This window comes from Propylenella binzhouense (assembly GCF_009866965.1).
Classification (GTDB): Bacteria; Pseudomonadota; Alphaproteobacteria; order Rhizobiales; family Afifellaceae; genus Propylenella; species Propylenella binzhouense.
In genome coordinates, this window is record NZ_SPKJ01000014.1 from 31,715 (window position 1) to 47,840 (window position 16,126).

A 16,126-nucleotide genomic window follows, 5' to 3' on the forward strand; every position below is an offset into this window, starting at 1 on the left:
GGCTCAGCGGAAGGCCGGCTCGTCGAAGCCCCTCAGCTTGCGGGAATGCAGCCGGTCGACGCCTTCCTCGCGCAGGCGCCGCATCGTCTCGAGCCCGACCATCAGGTGCTGGCGGACGCGCTCGCGGTAGAACGCGTTCGCCACGCCGCCGAGCTTCAGCTCGCCATGGAGCGGCTTGTCGGAAACGCAGAGGAGCGTGCCGTAGGGCACCCGGAAGCGCAGGCCGTTAGCGGCGACCGTCGCCGATTCCATGTCGACCGCGATGGCCCGGCTGAGATTGAGCCGCGCGAAGAGCTCGTCGAAGCGCAGCTCCCAGTTCCGGTTGTCGGTGGTGGCGACGGTCCCCGTCCTCAGCCGCGTCTTGAGATCCTGGCCGCGCAGGCCCGTGACCGACGCCGTCGCATCCTGGAGCGCGACCTGCACCTCCGCGATCGGCGGCACCGGCACCCAGACCGGCAGGTCCTGATCGAGCACGTGGTCGTCGCGGACATAGCCGTGGGCGAGCACGTAGTCGCCGAGGAGCTGGCTCCGCCTCAGCCCCGCGCAATGGCCGAGCATGAGCCAGCAATGCGGCCGCAGGACAGCCAGATGGTCCGTTATCGTCTTCGCGTTGCTCGGCCCGACGCCGATATTGATGAGCGTGATGCCGTCGCTCGCCTCGCGCTTCAGGTGATAGGCGGGCATCTGCGGCAGGTAGCGGGGCGTCTCCTGGCCCGGCCCGCCCGCGGCGCGCGGACTGGGCGTCACGACGTTGCCGGGCTCCACGAACCCGACATAGCCGTCGCGGCCGACCTGCTCGTGCCCGAAGGCGACGAACGCGTCGACATAGCGCTGGTAGTTCGTCAGCAGCACGAAGCTCTGGAAGTGCTCAACCTTGGTGCCGGTATAGTGCTCGAGCCGGGCGAGCGAATAGTCGACGCGCTCGGCCTCGAACAGCGCGAGCGGCCTCGGCTCGCCGTCGCGCCGCTGCAGCGTTCCGTTCGCGATCGAATCGTCGGTGGCGCTGAGATCCGGCAGCGCGAAGCATTCCTGCAGCGCGCGCACGTCCTCCTCGCTGACGTCCGTGACGCTCTCCTCGAGCACGAAGGGAAGCGGGATCTGCCGCCGGCCCTCCCCGACATAGACCGGCACGCCGTGATGCCTGAGGAGGAGCTCGATCTGCTCCCGGTAGTAGCGGGCGAAGAGCGACGGACGGGTGAGCGTGGTGCCGTAATCGCCCGGCTCGAGGAGGACGCCGTAGGAGAGGCGCGCATCGACGTGGAGCTCCGCCCTGGCGACAGAGAGCCCGAGATAGGGATAGGGCGCATCGACCGGACAGGGGCCCGGCACGCGCCGGGCGGCGAAGGCGTCGAGGATCGCCGAAAGGCTGCGCTCATAGATCTCCGAAATGCGCGCGAGCGCCGCGTCGGCGTCCGTGAAGGGCTGAAGGTCGCGCGCCGGATGTCCGGCGCAGAGGCCGCTCATCCGCCGAACACCGTGTTCAACTGGCTCCCGACGAGCACGAAGGTCGTCCGTTTCGGCACCTCCTTGAGCTTGCGCGCGCCGATATAGGTCATCATGCTGCGCACGCCGCCCATGATCTCCTGCATCGTGTCGGCCACCGGGCCGCGATAGGGCACTTCGACCGTCTTGCCTTCCGAGGCCCGGTAATGGGCGACCCCGCCGGAATGCTTGTTCATCGCGGTGTCGGAGGACATGCCGTAGAAGGTCATGCCGACGGGCACGCGCTCGCCGTCACGCTCCTCGTAGCGGATGTCGCCCTCGCATTCGTCGTGTCCGGCGAGCATGCCGCCGAGCATCACGAAATCCGCGCCCGCCCCGTAGGCCTTGGCGACGTCGCCCGGCACCGTGCAGCCGCCGTCGGCGCAGACATGGCCGCCGAGCCCGTGTGCCGCATCGGCGCATTCGATGATCGCCGAGAGCTGCGGATAGCCGACGCCGGTCATCTTGCGCGTGGTGCAGACCGAGCCCGGCCCGATGCCGACCTTCACGATGTCGGCGCCGGCGAGCACGAGCTGCTCCGTCATGTCGCCGGTCACCACGTTGCCGGCCATCACCACCGCCTGCGGGTGCTCGGCGCGGATCTCGGCGACGAGCTCCACGAACTTCTCGGTGTAGCCGTTGGCGACATCGAGGCAGATCATCCGGATCGGCACCCGCCCGTCGACGCGGCGGAGCTTCTCGCGATCGCTCTCGGTGGTCCCGAGCGAGTAGAAGGCGCCGCGCGAACCGTCCTCCTCGAAGAAGGCGGCGAGATCGTCCTCCGAATAGTGCTTGTGGAGCGCCACCAGCGCGCCGAAGCCGGCAAGCGCCCGGGCCATCGCGAAGGTGCCCGTCACGTCCATGTTCGCGGCGATGAGCGGGAACCCCGTCCATTCGTTCCCGGCATGCCGGAAGCGGAGCGTGCGGTCGACGTCCACCTCGCTCCGGCTGCCGAGCGTCGAGCGCTTGGGCCGGATCAGGACGTCCTTGAAGTCGAGCTTCAGATCGCTTTCGATACGCATGACTATCCCCGTCGAACGGCGCGGGCCGTCGGATCACCGGCTCCGCCGGAGAGATGGACCGCGCCCCCGCCTCAGGCAAGCGCCGCGCCGGCTGCCAAGAGCCTCACCTCTCCTTCGGATCGAGCACCTGCAGATAGGCGAGGAGGTCCGCGATCTGCCAGTAGTCCATGAAGCGGAGCGCGAGCATCTCCGCGCCCGGCACGCCGTTCATGATCTTGTGGAGCGCCTGTTCCGGCCGGTTGCGGACGACCCAGCCGAGCGAGGAGCGGTCGCCGTGCTCGCCGTGCAGGAAGCGCCGGCCGTCGAGCTGGTGGCAGTTGATGCAGGCGCCCTCGAAGATGTCGCGCCCGACCTCCGGCTCGCCGAGGGAGCGGCCGCGTTCGTCGAAGAAGTCCGCCTCGTCGATCTGGCCGCCGGTCAGGAAGCCGGCAAGGAGGTCGATGGCGAGATCCGGAACCGCGCCGACGAGGAACAGGCCGTGCGCATCGCGGATCCGCTCGGCGACATCCGCCGGGTTCTCGCCGTCGAGCGCGCGCAGGCTCGGGAAGTTCGCGCCCGGAATCCGGCGGGACGTCTCGCCCTCGCCGCCGCGATAGTCCCAGCCGTGGCAGGTGACGCAGCGCCAGGTCTGGCGCGCATCGATCTCGACATCCTTCGGGAAGGCCGGGTTGCGGCCGGCGGGCGCGGCCGTGCCCAGCACGACCCAGAGATCGTCGTAGAGCTTGCCGCCGACGGTGAGCATGAAGACCGGCCCGAGCTCCGTCTCGGCCGGCCGCGGCTCGTCGGATTCGCTCGCGGGCGGCTGCGGCGGCCGGTCGGCCGGAGCGGCCGCGGAGCGGGATTCCGCTGCCGCGACAGCACTGCCCGCCGCCGCTTCGCCGCCGGGGCCCTGCGCGCTTCCGCCGAGAACCCCGGCCGAAGAGGCGGACACGCAGAGGCCGGCGGAAAGCGCCAGTGCCATGCCAATCCGAAGCGCCCGAATGCCCGCGCGTGATGCCATCATGCCGCCTCCCTCGCCGCAGCGCCTCCTATCACGCAGCGGGCGGGAAGGCAGCCGTCAGGGGACCGACCAACCGGACCTTGCCGGCAGCTTCCGCAACAAGGCCGGCGGCCGCAGGCTCAGCCGTTCTGGACCGTCTCCGGCTGGCCGGCCTGTCCCTGCTGCCCGTCCGCCGCCTTCGGGCCGCCCTTCGAGACGCCGACCATCGCCGCGCGCAGCACGCGGTCGCCGATCATGTAGCCCGGCTGCATCACCTGGACGACGGTCCCGGCCGGCACGCTCGGATCCGGAACCTCGAACACCGCCTGGTGCCGGTTCGGGTCGAACCGCTCGCCGGCGGCCTCGATCTGCGTCACGCCGTGCTTGCCGAGAAGGCGCGCCATCTCGCGCGCGGTCATCTCGACGCCTTCGACGAGGCTCGCCATGGCGGTATCGGCGCGCAGCTCCTCCGGAACGGAGTCGAGCGCCCGCGCGAGATTGTCGTTCACCGTCAGCATGTCGGCCGCGAACCGCGTCACCGAATACTTGCGCGCGTCGGCGAGCTCGCGCTCGGCGCGCTTGCGGTAATTGTCGAGATCGGCGGCCACGCGCACCAGTCTCTCCGTCAGATCGGCCTTCTCCGCCTCCAGGCGCGCCACGGCGTCCTGCGCGCTCTCGCCGGCCGCGGCACGCGCTTCCTCGCCGACGGCACCGTCGGAGGCGGCGGCGGCAGCTTCAGACGCGGCTTTGGTCCGGTCCGTGTCGGTCATGTCCGTCACCCCTGTTCGCTGTTCGCGCGGGATATCGAACCTGCCGGCGGCAAAATCAAGCGCGCCGTCAGCGGCCCAGAAGCTGAGTGACGAGCTGGGCGGTGTAGTTCACGGCCGGCACGACGCGGGCGTAGTTGAGCCGGGTCGGGCCGATCACGCCGAGCACGCCGACGACGCGGTCGCCCGTATCGCGGAACGGCGCCACGACCAGCGACGATCCGGAGAGCGAGAAGAGCTTGTTCTCCGATCCGATGAAGATCTTCACGCCCTCGCCCTGCTCGGCAAGCCCGAGCAGCTGGATGATGTCGGTCTTCGTCTCCAGGTCGTCGAAGAGGAGACGGAGCCGCTCGATGTCCTCGGCCGCGCGGAGATCCTCCAGGAGGTTCGAGACGCCGCGGACAATCAGCGTGCCCTCCCGGCTGCCGTTGCCGGACCAGGTCGCAAGCCCCGCGGCGATGACGCGGTCGGTGAGCTCGTCGATCTCGCGCCGGCGCTCCTCCCGGAGCCGCTCCAGCTCCGCGCGCGCCTCGGCGAGCGTGCGGCCCAGAATGTGCGCGTTGAGATAGTTGCCGGCCGCCGTCAGCGACGCCGTCGGCAGGCCGCGCGGCACGTCGATGACGCGGTTCTCCACGGTGCCGTTCTCCGCCACCAGCACGACGAGCGCCCGGGTCGGCTCGATCCGGACGAAATCGATGTGCTTCAGGCGCGCATCGACCTTGGCGGAGAGCACGACGCCGGCGCCCCGCGACATGGCGGAGAGCATCTGGCTCGCCTCGGTGAAGAGGCTCTCGATCGAGCGGTTCTCGCCGATGGCCTTCACCTCGGCGTCCATGCGCCGGCGCTCCTCCTCGGCGATGTCGCCGATCTCCATGACGGAATCGATGAAGAAGCGGAGCCCGAACTCGGTCGGCAGCCGGCCGGCACTGGTATGGGGCGCATAGATGAGGCCCATCGCCTCGAGATCCGCCATCACGTTGCGCACGGAGGCGGGCGACAGCGCTGCCGTCAGGATACGGCTGAGATTGCGGGACCCGACGGGGGCCCCGGTCTCCAGATAGCACTCGACGATCCGGCGGAAGATCTCCCGCGAGCGGTCGTCGAGGGCGTAGAGCGATTCAGGATGGTTCATCGCGTCAGCAGATCGTCCTCAGACTCGTCCAGAACACGACCAATGCATACAGGTCGACATATTGATTGCGCGCGGCAGCCTGGCAAGCCCGGCGCTTTACCTCGGCCCGGCCTCGGCCTAACAGGGCGGCGGATCAGGGAGAAACGATGAGACCATCGAAGAGGGCGCCGGACGAGCTCCGGCCGGTGTCGCTGGAGCGGGGCTTCTCGAAGCATGCCGAGGGCTCCTGCCTCGTCCGGTTCGGCGACACGCACGTGCTGTGCACGGCGAGCGTCGGCGAGCAGACCCCGGGATGGCTGCGCGGCACCGGGAAGGGCTGGGTGACGGCGGAATACGGCATGCTGCCGCGCTCCACCAACGAGCGCATGCGGCGCGAATCGGCGCAGGGCCGGCAGGGCGGCCGCACGCTCGAGATCCAGCGCCTGATCGGCCGGTCGCTGCGGGCGGTGGTCGACCTGAAGGCGATCGGCGAGCGGCAGATCACCGTCGACTGCGACGTCATCCAGGCCGACGGCGGCACCCGGACCGCTTCGATCACCGGCGGCTGGGTCGCGCTCCACGACGCGCTCGCCTGGATGCGCAAGCGCGGCATGGTGGGCGACGGCGCGCTCGTCGACCACGTCGCCGCGATCTCGTGCGGGATCCACGGCGGACAGGCGGTGCTCGACCTCGACTATTCGGAGGATTCGGAGGCCGGCACCGACGCCAATTTCGTGATGACCGGCAAGGGCGGTCTCGTCGAGGTGCAGGCGACCGCGGAAGGCGCGCCGTTCTCCGACGACGACCTGCAGGCCCTGATGGCGCTCGCCAGGCGCGGGATCCGGCGGCTCGTCGACCTGCAGGCGATGGCGGTGGGCTGATCCGATGCGCCTCGAGCCCGGCACGCTCGTCGTCGCGAGCCACAATCCCGGCAAGGTGCGCGAGATCCGCGATCTCCTCGCACCGTTCGGCTTCGACGTCCGCTCCGCCGGCGAGCTCGGCCTGCCCGAGCCGGAGGAGACCGGGACGAGCTTCGAGGAGAACGCGGTCCTGAAGGCCCGGGCGGCGGCGGAAGCCTCCGGCCTGCCGGCGCTCGCCGACGATTCCGGGCTCGCGGTCGACGCGCTCGGCGGCGAGCCGGGCATCTATTCGGCGCGCTGGGCCGGTCCCGACAAGGACTTCGCCCGCGCCATGCGCAATGTCGAGGAGCGGCTCCAGGCGGCCGGCGCCCGCGATCCGGCGGCCCGGGGCGGCCGGTTCGTCTGCGTCCTCGCGCTCGCCCGCCCCGACGGCAGCGTCGAGACCTTCCCGGGCATCGTCGAGGGCACGCTCGTCTGGCCGCCGCGCGGCAGCGAGGGCTTCGGCTACGACCCGATGTTCCTGCCTGCGGGCGAGGCGCGGACCTTCGGCGAGATGAGTGCGCAGGAGAAGCACGGCTGGAAGCCGGGCGAGGCCGCGGCGCTTTCGCACCGCGCCCGCGCCTTCAGGCTGTTCGCGGAGGCCTGCCTGGGTCCGACATGAGCGCGACGGCGCCCGCATCCGTGCCGGAGGCGGCGACCGCCTTCGGCGTCTACCTGCATTGGCCGTTCTGCGCGGCCAAGTGCCCCTATTGCGACTTCAACTCCCACGTCCGGCAGGCGCCGCCCGACCAGGCGCGCTTCGCCGCGGCCTTCGCCCGGGAGATCGGGAACGCCGCCGCGCTCACGCCCGGCCGCACGGTCACCTCGGTCTTCCTCGGCGGCGGCACGCCCTCGCTGATGGCGCCGGCGACGGTCGCCGCGCTGCTCGACGCCGTCGCGGCCGCCTGGCCCGTCGCCCCCGACGCGGAGATCACGCTCGAGGCCAATCCGTCGAGCGTGGAGGCGGAGCGCTTCCGCGGCTACCGGGCGGCTGGGGTGAACCGCGTCTCGCTCGGCGTCCAGTCGCTCCATGACGACGCCTTGAGGGCGCTCGGGCGGCTTCACGACGCGGCCGAGGCCCGGCGCGCGATCGCGCTCGCCCGCGCCACCTTTCCGCGCCTCTCCTTCGACCTGATCTATGCGCGGCCGGGCCAGTCGCTCGCCGAATGGGAGGGCGAACTCGAGGCGGCGATCGGGCTCGCGGCCGACCATCTCTCGCTCTACCAGCTCACCATCGAGCCGGGCACGGCCTATCACCGGCTCCATGCGGCGGGCCGGCTTAACGTCCCCGACGCGGATCACGCCGCCGATCTCTACGAGCTGACCCAGGAGGTCACCGCCCGCCGCGGGCTCGCCGCATACGAGATCTCCAACCATGCCGCGCCCGGCGCGGAGAGCCGGCACAACCTCACCTACTGGCGCTACCGCGACTATGTGGGGATCGGACCCGGCGCGCACGGACGCTTCACGCTCGACGGGTCGAAGCGCGCGAGCGACGCGGAGCGCCTGCCCGAGCGATGGCTGGAGCTGGTCGAGACGACAGGCACGGGGACGGCGGTCTCCGAGCCGCTGACGGCGGACGAGGCGGCCGACGAGATGCTCCTCATGGGCCTCAGGCTGCGGGAGGGCATCGACCTCGGCCGCCATGCCGGCCTTGCGGGCCGCGGCCTCGACGCGGGCCGGATCGCCGGCCTCGCCGACCTCGGCCTCGTCGAGACGACGGCGGAGGGCCGCCTGCGCGCGACGGCTGCCGGCGCGCTGGTGCTGAACCGGCTGGTGGCCGAGCTCGCCTGACCGCGATCAGCTGCCGCTGGCGAAGCTCCGGGCCGCAGGTTCGGCGACGCGCGTCCCCGATCCCGTCACCTCGTAGACCGCGAGACGACGCTCGGTCGTGCCGGACGGCCCGAAGCGGAACACGCCGTCTATGCCGGAGAAGCCGTTCGGATTGCCGATGATCGCGGTCGTGAACGGGTCGTCTCCGAACTGGCGCACGAGGCCCGCCGCGAGCACGGTCGCATCATAGGCGAGCGTCGTGTTGCGGGGCGGCGCCGAGCCGTAGGCGGTGCGATAGCGCTGCGCGAACGCCTCGTAGCCCTGCATCACCGGCGCCGGGAACACCGCCCCGGCCAGCGCGGCGCTGTTCGGCACCCGCGGATCGTTCGGATCGCCCCACTGGCCGCTGCCGAGGAACATCTTCGAGGCGGGCGTGACGCCGGCCGAGGCGAGCATCGGCGCGAGCGCCAGCACGCGGTCGGGCACGTCGGGCACCAGAAGCGCGTCGAAAGTCGAACCCGCAGCCCCGACCGCCGCCGCCTTGGCCTGCATGTCGGCCGTGTCGCCGTAGCTCTCGATCAGCGCGACGCGGCCGCCGGTCCGCGCCACCGCCTCGCGGAACGCCGCCTCCACGACCGCGCCATAGGCGTTGGCCGGCAGGAGCGCCGCGAAGGACCGCCTTCCCTTCTGCGCGGCGTAGGTGACGATCCGGTTCACGTCGTCGGCCGGCGGGAAGCTCAGCAGGTAGACGCCGCTGCCGGCAAGCGAGGAATCGGAGGAGAAGGCGACCATCGGCACGCCCGCCTGCCGCGCCTGCGGCGCGACGGCGGCAACCTCCGTCGCGAACACCGGCCCGAGAATGATCTCGGCGCCCTCGCCGAGCGCGCGTCCGGCCGCGGCCTGCGCGCCGGTCGGCGTCCCGCTGGTGTCGTAGATCACGAGCTCGATCCCGGTATTGGGGAAGTCGCGCATCGCCAGCTCGGCGGCGTTGCGGAAGGCCTGTCCGGTCGTGCCCGCATTGCCGGAACCGGACGTCGGAAGGAGCATCGCGACCCGGACCTCGCCGCCCCCGAACACCTGGCCCGACGCCGCCGCCGCGCCGCCCGGCACGGGCGGGGACGCAGGCGGCGCATTGCCCCGGCCGGGAAGGGAAATGCAGCCGGCAACCGCGAGAGTGGCGAAGAGGACCACGAGGGCCTGGACCTTTCGCAGCATGGCCGGGATCGCGCGGGACACGGGCGCTCCTTTCGAAAGCCTGGACAGCGGGACGCGACCCTAGGAAGATTTATGCAGTGCGGCAAGAGAAGGCCTGACCGGGGGATGGATGAGGACGGCGAGGGCGCTGCCGGGCTGCCGGGCGCGAAGAGCTACGTGGTCCGGGGCCAGATCGTGCGCGCGCCCACCCTCGCGCCCGGGCTCTACCTGGTGGCGACGCCGATCGGCCATCTCGACGACATCACGCTGCGCGCGCTCGATACGCTCGCCGCCGCCGGCCTGATCGCCTGCGAGGACACCCGCGTCACCCGCAAGCTCCTGACGCGCTACGGCATATCGGCCGCCGTCACGGCCTATCACGAGCACAGCGGGCCGGAGGCCGCCCGCCGCATCCTCGCCGCGCTCGAGCGCGGCGAGGCGGTCGCGCTCGTCTCCGACGCCGGCACGCCCCTCGTCTCCGACCCGGGCTTCCGCCTGGTCCGCGACGCGGTCGAACGTGGCCATAGCGTGGTGCCGGTTCCGGGCGCATCCTCCGTGCTCGCCGCGCTCGCCGGCGCCGGCCTGCCGACGGACACGTTCCTCTTCGCCGGCTTCCTGCCGAACAAGGCCGGCCAGCGCCGGAGCCGGCTGGAGGCGCTCGCCGGGATCCCGGCGACGCTCGTGCTGCTCGAATCGCCGAACCGGATCGGCGCGCTGCTCGCCGACGCCGCGGCGGTGCTCGGCGGCGCACGCGAGGCGGCCGTCTGCCGCGAGATGACGAAGCTGCACGAGACCTTCGACCGCGGCACGCTCGCCGCGCTCGCCGAGCGCTACGGCGACGGCCCCGCCCGCGGCGAGATCGTGCTCGTCGTCGCGCCGCCCGGGGAGGCCGAGCCCGTCGCGGCGGAAGACCTCGACGAGCGGATCCGCGCGGCGCTCACCCGGCTCGGGGTGCGGGACGCCGCCGACGCGGTGGCCGCGGAGACGGGCGCGAAGCGGCGCGACGTCTACCAGCGCGCACTGGCGCTGAAAGCCGGACGATGAGCCCGCGCGGCTTCGGCGCGGCGCGGCGGCAGGCCTACCGCCGCGGCCATGCGGCCGAATTCGCCGCCCTGCTCCTCCTCGCCGCCAAGGGCTACCGCGCACTTGCGCGCCGCTACAGGACGCCGCTCGGCGAGATCGACCTCGTGCTGAAGCGGGGCGACACGATCGTCTTCGCCGAGGTGAAGGCCCGTCCGACGCTCCGCGACGGGATGGATTCCGTCACGCCGGCGGCGGAGCGCCGGATCGCCGGCGCGGCCGGCATCTGGCTCGCCCGCCATCCGAGGGCGGCCGCGCTGACGCTCCGCTTCGACCTCGTGATCGTCCGGCCCTGGCGGCTGCCGCACCACGTCCCGGACGCGTTTCGGCCGGGCTGGTGATTGAACGCAGCGGGTCCCGGGGCTATCGCAGGGCGACTTCGCAACCCGAGAGCCGCAGGCATGACCTTCCAAGTCGCGGTCCAGATGGACCACATTTCCGGCATCAGCATCGCCGGCGACACGACCTTCGCACTGATGCTCGAGGCGCAGCGGCGCGGGCATTCGCTGCTCCACTACACGCCGGAGCGGCTGTCGCTCCGGAACGGCCGCGTGAGCGCCCCGATGGAGCCGGTCAAGGTCGCCGAGGAGCAGGGCCGCCACGCACAGCTCGGCGCGCTGCGGACCGTCGATCTCGGCGAATGCGACATCGTCCTCATGCGGCAGGACCCGCCCTTCGACATGGCCTACATCACGGCTACGCACATCCTGGAAATGGCGCCGCCCGCCACGCTGGTCGTGAACGACCCGAAGGAGGTGCGGAACGCGCCGGAGAAGCTCTACGTGATGGCCTATCCGGAGCTGATGCCGGAAACGCTCATCACGCGCGACCCCGAAGCGGTCCGCGCGTTCCGCAAGGAGTTCGGCGACATCATCGTGAAGCCGCTCTACGGCAACGGGGGCGCGGCCGTGTTCCGGCTCCGCGAGGACGACGAGAACCTCTCGGCCCTTCTCGAGATCTTCGTCGACCGCTTCCGCGAGCCCTTCGTAGTGCAGCGCTACCTGCCGGCCGTCCGCCAGGGCGACAAGCGCATCATCCTCGTCGAGGGCGAGCCGGTCGGCGCGATCAACCGCATCCCGGCGCTCGGCGATGCACGCTCCAACATGCATGTCGGCGGCAAGGCGACGCCCGCGGAGATGACCGACCGCGACCGCGAGATCTGCGCGCGGATCGGACCGGACCTGAAGGCGCGCGGCCTCCTCCTCGTCGGCATCGACGTGATCGGCGACTGCCTGACGGAGATCAACGTGACCTCCCCGACGGGAATCCGCGAGGTGAAGCGATTCGGCGGGGCCGACATCGCAGCCCTGGTCTGGGACGCGATCGAGGCGAAGAAGGGCTGAGCGCCGGCCGCGCGGGCGACGGAGGAGCGCGCCCCGGGGCGCGACCGCCCGTCATTGTGGCGGCAAAGTCGTTCTGGTATCCTGCAAGCAACGTCGGCCGCACCTGGAAGTGCAACATGCACGAATGGGTCCACTTTTTTCGTCAGATTCCCGACGAAATCTGGATAGCCTTCGCCATCGTGGTGGCCGGCATCGTCCTGGTGATAAAGGCCTTCTGAGGCCGCGGCCGGCTCAGGCCGTCACGGCCGGACCGGCGGCACCGACCGGGAGCGCTCCCGCCGGCCCGGTCTTCGCCGTGTAGCGGCAGATGTCGGCGATCGGGCAGACCGGGCAGTCGGGCTTGCGCGCCTTGCAGACATAGCGTCCGTGCAGGATCAGCCAGTGATGGGCGTGGCGCTTGAAGCGGTCGGGGACGACGCGCTCCAGGACCTGCTCCACCTCGGCCGGATCCTTGCCCGGCGCGAGGCCGGTGCGGTTCGAGACCCGGAAGAGATGGGTGTCGACCGCGATCACCGGCTCCCCGAAGGCGGTGTTGAGCACGACGTTCGCGGTCTTCCGCCCGACGCCGGGGAGCCGCTCCAGCGCCTCGCGGTCGCGCGGGACCTCGCCGCCGAATTCCTCCGCCAGGATGCGGGAGAGCGCGATGACGTTCTTCGCCTTGTTGCGGAAGAGGCCGATCGTGCGGATGCAGTCCACCAGCCGCGCCTCGCCGAGCGCGACCATCTTCGCGGGCGTATCGGCGACCGCGAAGAGCGCGCGCGTCGCCTTGTTGACCCCGGCGTCGGTCGCCTGCGCGGAGAGGACGACGGCGACGAGGAGCGTATACGGGTTGACGTATTCGAGCTCGCCCTTCGGCTCCGGCAGGCGCGCCTGGAAGCGCTCGAAGACCGTCTCGATCTCCGCCTTGGTGAGCCGGCTGCGCGGCAGGCGCGCGCGCTTCGCGGAAGCCCGGGGCTTGGCGGATCGCGGGGCGGCGCGGGCGTCCGCGGGCGTGGCTTTTGACATCGGCTCTCTATATTGAGGGGCCATGACCGCGCGCAACGGAATTGCGGATCCCATCTTCTCGGCCACGCTGACGCCGTACCGCTCGCTCTCGCCGGCCGGCTTCGGCATCCTCATGGGCTTCGTCGGCGCGACCTGCTTCGGCGCGGGGCTGCTCTTCTGGGCGATCGGCGCCTGGCCGATCGTCGGCTTCATGGGGCTCGACGTGCTGGCGATCTACGCCGCCTTCCGGCTCAACTACCGCTCCGCACGCGCCTACGAGGAGATCGTGGTCTCGCGCGACGAACTGCTCATCCGCAAGGTCACCCCGCGGGGGCGCGCGCGCGAAATTCGCTTCAATCCCTACTGGGTGCGCCTCGAGATCCGCGAGCTCGAGGACGAGGGCGTGACCCACCTCACGGTCCGCTCGCGCAGCGAGAGCGTTCCGGTCGCGACCTTCCTCAACCCGGACGACCGCAAGAGCTTCGCGCAGGCCTTCGGCGCGGCGCTCGCCGAGGCGAGGCGCTGAGGCGCAAGAATCGGGTGGCGAGCACTGCCGCGCGGGCGCATGTTGCGCCGCAGGAGGCGAGTCATGGCTTTCGCAGAGACCCTGGCCGGTTTCGACCCGGCCCCCGAACCGATCAGAACGGCAACCGCGTGCCCGGCGTCCGACTACGATGTCGTGCGCAGGGTCATCGAATATGTCTCGAACAACTGGCGCGAGCAGCCATCGCTCGAGCGGATCGCGGAGGTGGCCGGCATGGATCCGTTCCGCCTGCAGAAGCTCTTCACGCGCTGGGCGGGGCTCTCGCCGAAGGCGTTCCTCCAGGCGCTGACGCTGAAGCACGCGCGCGCGCTCCTGCAGGATTCCGCGACGGTGCTCGACGCGGCCTACGAGGTCGGCCTCTCCGGCCCGGCGCGGCTGCACGACCTCTTCGTCACGCACGAGGCGCTGACGCCGGGCGCCTACCGGGCGCGCGGCGCCGGCCTGATCATCCGGTGGGGCTTCCACGAATCCCCGTTCGGGCTCGCGCTCGTGATGGCGACGGAACGCGGGCTGGCCGGCCTCGCCTTCGCGGATCCGGGGGAAGAGGACAAGGTGTTCGCCGACATGAGCGCGCGCTGGCCGCAGGCGGACTATGTCGAGGACGTGCCCGGCACAGCCGCGCTCTCCCGCCGCATCTTCGATCCGGCGGAATGGCGGCCGGACCGCCCGCTCCGGGTCGTCATGATCGGCACGGACTTCGAGGTGCGCGTGTGGCAGACCCTGCTCGCGGTGCCGCTCGGCAGGCTGACCACCTACGGCGACATCGCCGGCCGGATCGCCAACCCGAAGGCGGCGCGCGCGGTCGGCGCGGCGATCGGCCGAAACCCGATCTCCTTCGTCGTGCCGTGTCATCGCATTATCGGCGGGACCGGCAGCCTGACCGGATACCACTGGGGCCTGACGCGCAAGCGCGCCATCATCGGATGGGAATCGGGGATCGCCGGCCAGGCGTCTTGACGGCCGGACGAATCCCGACCATCTGTTCCTTAGAACCGTTCCAATCTTATGGTCGGAGCGGCAGCAGGGAACGACGTCGATGTTCATCCAGACCGAAGAGACGCCCAATCCGGCCACGCTGAAGTTCATTCCGGGCCGGGCCGTCCTTCCGGGCGACCCGCGCGACTTCCGCACCCCCGGCGACGCGGAGGTCTCGCCGCTCGCCGCCCGCATCTTCGCGGTCGACGGCGTCAACGGCGTCTTCCTCGGCCACGACTTCATCACCGTGACCAAGGGCCGTGCCGAGTGGCAGCACATCAAGCCTGCCGTGCTCGGCGCGATCATGGAGCACTACATGTCCGGCGCGCCCGTTCTTGCGGAGGCGCGGGGCGCCCGCACGGCCGACGAGGAAGATTTCGCCGACGAGGATTCCGGCACCGTCTCCGTAATCAAGGAGCTGATCGAGACCCGCGTCCGGCCCGCGGTCGCGAATGACGGCGGCGACATCACCTTCCAGGGCTTCCGCGACGGCGTGGTCTATCTCCACATGCGCGGCGCCTGCTCGGGGTGCCCCTCCTCCACGGCGACGCTGAAGCAGGGGATCGAGAACCTGCTCCGGCACTTCGTGCCCGAGGTGATGGAAGTCCGCCCGGTCTGAACGGCCCGCCCGGAGCGCGTCCGGGCGCCGGCGACGGCGATCCCCGGCCGCCGCGCGGCCGTTTTCGCTTGCGGCGCCGGGCCGCCGGCGGCTAGCGCTGTCGGCGACCGTTTGAACTGCCCCAGCGCCTCCGGATGCTTCTCGCCATCGACACCGCCGGCCCGAACTGCGCCGCCGCCCTTGCGCGCGCGGGCGAGGACGGGTCCGCCGAGATCCTGGCGCGGCGGGAGATCCGGGTCGAGCGCGGCCATGCCGAGCACCTCTTCCCGCTCGTCGAGGCGGTCCTCGCGGATGCCGCCATCGGCTATCCGGACCTCGACCGGATCGCCGTCACCGTCGGACCGGGCTCCTTCACGGGCGTGCGGGTCGGCGTCGCCGCCGCGCGCGGCCTCGCGCTCGCGCTCGGCCGTCCGGCCTGCGGGATCGGCGTGCTCGAGGCATTGCTCTTTCCGCTCCGGAGCGCCGGCGGCACCGCGGTCGCGGCGCTCGACGCCAAGCGCGAGGAGGTCTACGCCGCCATCGCCACGCAGGACGGCTTGAACCTCCCGCCGTGCCTGTTGGACTATGACGGCCTGACGAAGCGAATCGAAGAATTCGGAGCGCCCCTCATCCTGACCGGTTCCGCCGCGCCCGCCCTGAAGACGCGCCTTGCCGCGATCGGCCTCGCCGCCGAGACCGCGACGGCCGCCGACCATGCCGACATCGCCGCGGTGGCCGGGCTCGCGCTCGCAGGCGCCGGCATATCGCCGCCGCGGCCGCTCTACCTGAGGCCGCCGGACGCCAAGCCGCAGGCGGGAAAGGCGATCGCACGGGCATGAGAGCCACCTTCGGACGATCCTCGACCGCGGTCGGCGCCGCGGGCATAGACGATTGCGATCTCCTCGCCGACATCCACGGCGCGGCGTTCCGGCGCGGCTGGAGCGCCGCCGAGTTCGAGGCGATGCTCAGCCAGCCGGGCACCCATGCGCTGATCGCCGACTACCGCAACCCGATCGGGCGGATCACCCGCGGCGGCTTCGCGCTCTACCGCATCGTGGCCGACGAGGGCGAGGTGATCTCGATCGCGGTGACGGACGATTGCCGGCGCCGCGGGCTCGGCCGCGCGCTGCTCGAGGAACTGCTCCGGCACTGCTACCGCGAGCACGTGGTCTCCGTGACGCTCGAGGTGGAGGAGGCGAACACGCCGGCGATCGCGCTCTACCAGGCCTTCGATTTCGAGGTCGTCGGCGAGCGGCCCGGATATTACGCGCAGGGCCGGCCGCGGCCGAGCGGCGCCGTGGTCATGCGCCGGAAGCTCCGCTGAGGCGCCGGCGGGCGCACGCCTTGCCGGAACCCGGCCGCCGGACTATCGGGT

Annotated in this window: 18 protein-coding genes; 11 read left to right on the forward strand and 7 right to left on the reverse strand. The window is 71.4% G+C overall.

Translation table 11 applies throughout. From position 1 onward, the window contains the following. Nucleotides 1-3 precede the first annotated feature (3 nt). The 5 genes from E4O86_RS06720 to hrcA form a co-directional block, all read right to left on the reverse strand. The gene (locus tag E4O86_RS06720; RefSeq protein WP_161139754.1) at nucleotides 4-1,464 is read right to left on the reverse strand and encodes an AMP nucleosidase; all 1,461 of its coding nucleotides are present in this window, start codon (nucleotides 1,462-1,464) and stop codon (nucleotides 4-6) included. Beyond that, nucleotides 1,461-2,504, reverse strand: a complete 1,044-nt coding sequence (locus E4O86_RS06725; RefSeq protein WP_161139755.1) for a GMP reductase — start codon at nucleotides 2,502-2,504, stop codon at nucleotides 1,461-1,463. Before E4O86_RS06725 ends, E4O86_RS06720 begins: the two co-directional genes overlap by 4 nt. Nucleotides 2,505-2,607: 103 nt before the next feature. Further along, nucleotides 2,608-3,507: a c-type cytochrome gene (locus E4O86_RS06730; protein WP_205520745.1), complete on the reverse strand. Its 900-nt coding sequence runs from the start codon at nucleotides 3,505-3,507 to the stop codon at nucleotides 2,608-2,610. A gap of 116 nt (nucleotides 3,508-3,623) precedes the next feature. Next, nucleotides 3,624-4,253 (reverse strand): nucleotide exchange factor GrpE, encoded by a 630-nt coding sequence (gene grpE / locus E4O86_RS06735; protein WP_161139757.1) that lies wholly within the window; start codon nucleotides 4,251-4,253, stop codon nucleotides 3,624-3,626. Nucleotides 4,254-4,320: 67 nt separating this feature from the next. Further along, on the reverse strand, nucleotides 4,321-5,382 hold the full coding sequence (gene hrcA / locus E4O86_RS06740; RefSeq protein WP_161139758.1) for a heat-inducible transcriptional repressor HrcA: 1,062 nt from the start codon (nucleotides 5,380-5,382) through the stop codon (nucleotides 4,321-4,323). 146 nt (nucleotides 5,383-5,528) lie between these two features. On the opposite strand from hrcA, the gene rph reads away from it, so the two are divergent. The 3 genes from rph to hemW are packed head-to-tail and all read left to right on the forward strand — an operon-like array spanning nucleotide 5,529 to nucleotide 8,054. Next, nucleotides 5,529-6,242: a ribonuclease PH gene (rph, locus tag E4O86_RS06745; protein ID WP_161139759.1), complete on the forward strand. Its 714-nt coding sequence runs from the start codon at nucleotides 5,529-5,531 to the stop codon at nucleotides 6,240-6,242. A gap of 4 nt (nucleotides 6,243-6,246) precedes the next feature. Next, nucleotides 6,247-6,882 (forward strand): RdgB/HAM1 family non-canonical purine NTP pyrophosphatase, encoded by a 636-nt coding sequence (gene rdgB, locus E4O86_RS06750; RefSeq protein WP_161139760.1) that lies wholly within the window; start codon nucleotides 6,247-6,249, stop codon nucleotides 6,880-6,882. Then, nucleotides 6,879-8,054: a radical SAM family heme chaperone HemW gene (gene hemW, locus E4O86_RS06755; protein ID WP_161139761.1), complete on the forward strand. Its 1,176-nt coding sequence runs from the start codon at nucleotides 6,879-6,881 to the stop codon at nucleotides 8,052-8,054. The genes rdgB and hemW overlap by 4 nt, the downstream gene beginning before the upstream one ends. Before the next feature lie 6 nt (nucleotides 8,055-8,060). Here the strand turns inward: hemW and E4O86_RS06760 are convergent, their stop codons facing one another. Beyond that, nucleotides 8,061-9,269 (reverse strand): penicillin-binding protein activator, encoded by a 1,209-nt coding sequence (locus E4O86_RS06760; protein WP_161139762.1) that lies wholly within the window; start codon nucleotides 9,267-9,269, stop codon nucleotides 8,061-8,063. A gap of 84 nt (nucleotides 9,270-9,353) precedes the next feature. Here E4O86_RS06760 and rsmI point away from each other — a divergent pair, with 84 nt between their 5' ends. The 3 genes from rsmI to gshB are packed head-to-tail and all read left to right on the forward strand — an operon-like array spanning nucleotide 9,354 to nucleotide 11,650. Further along, complete coding sequence (gene rsmI / locus E4O86_RS06765; RefSeq protein WP_161139763.1) at nucleotides 9,354-10,271, forward strand: 16S rRNA (cytidine(1402)-2'-O)-methyltransferase; 918 nt, start codon at nucleotides 9,354-9,356, stop codon at nucleotides 10,269-10,271. Continuing rightward, nucleotides 10,268-10,648 (forward strand): YraN family protein, encoded by a 381-nt coding sequence (locus E4O86_RS06770; protein WP_161139764.1) that lies wholly within the window; start codon nucleotides 10,268-10,270, stop codon nucleotides 10,646-10,648. Before rsmI ends, E4O86_RS06770 begins: the two co-directional genes overlap by 4 nt. A gap of 60 nt (nucleotides 10,649-10,708) precedes the next feature. Next, on the forward strand, nucleotides 10,709-11,650 hold the full coding sequence (gene gshB / locus E4O86_RS06775) for a glutathione synthase (RefSeq protein WP_161139765.1): 942 nt from the start codon (nucleotides 10,709-10,711) through the stop codon (nucleotides 11,648-11,650). A gap of 231 nt (nucleotides 11,651-11,881) precedes the next feature. Here the strand turns inward: gshB and nth are convergent, their stop codons facing one another. Next, nucleotides 11,882-12,655 carry an endonuclease III gene (nth, locus tag E4O86_RS06780; RefSeq protein ID WP_246206258.1) on the reverse strand — a complete coding sequence of 258 codons (774 nt, stop codon included), beginning with the start codon at nucleotides 12,653-12,655 and terminating at the stop codon, nucleotides 11,882-11,884. Between the two features lie 22 nt (nucleotides 12,656-12,677). Between nth and E4O86_RS06785 the strand changes: the two genes are divergently transcribed. The 5 genes from E4O86_RS06785 (at nucleotide 12,678) to rimI (ending at nucleotide 16,075) form a co-directional block, all read left to right on the forward strand. Continuing rightward, on the forward strand, nucleotides 12,678-13,160 hold the full coding sequence (locus E4O86_RS06785; RefSeq protein ID WP_161139767.1) for a DUF2244 domain-containing protein: 483 nt from the start codon (nucleotides 12,678-12,680) through the stop codon (nucleotides 13,158-13,160). Nucleotides 13,161-13,223: 63 nt separating this feature from the next. After that, on the forward strand, nucleotides 13,224-14,135 hold the full coding sequence (locus tag E4O86_RS06790) for a methylated-DNA--[protein]-cysteine S-methyltransferase (RefSeq protein WP_161139768.1): 912 nt from the start codon (nucleotides 13,224-13,226) through the stop codon (nucleotides 14,133-14,135). 79 nt (nucleotides 14,136-14,214) lie between these two features. Further along, nucleotides 14,215-14,772 (forward strand): NifU family protein, encoded by a 558-nt coding sequence (locus tag E4O86_RS06795; RefSeq protein ID WP_161139769.1) that lies wholly within the window; start codon nucleotides 14,215-14,217, stop codon nucleotides 14,770-14,772. A gap of 134 nt (nucleotides 14,773-14,906) precedes the next feature. After that, nucleotides 14,907-15,590 carry a tRNA (adenosine(37)-N6)-threonylcarbamoyltransferase complex dimerization subunit type 1 TsaB gene (tsaB, locus tag E4O86_RS06800; protein WP_161139770.1) on the forward strand — a complete coding sequence of 228 codons (684 nt, stop codon included), beginning with the start codon at nucleotides 14,907-14,909 and terminating at the stop codon, nucleotides 15,588-15,590. Beyond that, on the forward strand, nucleotides 15,587-16,075 hold the full coding sequence (gene rimI / locus E4O86_RS06805; RefSeq protein WP_161139771.1) for a ribosomal protein S18-alanine N-acetyltransferase: 489 nt from the start codon (nucleotides 15,587-15,589) through the stop codon (nucleotides 16,073-16,075). Before tsaB ends, rimI begins: the two co-directional genes overlap by 4 nt. Nucleotides 16,076-16,126 lie beyond the last annotated feature (51 nt).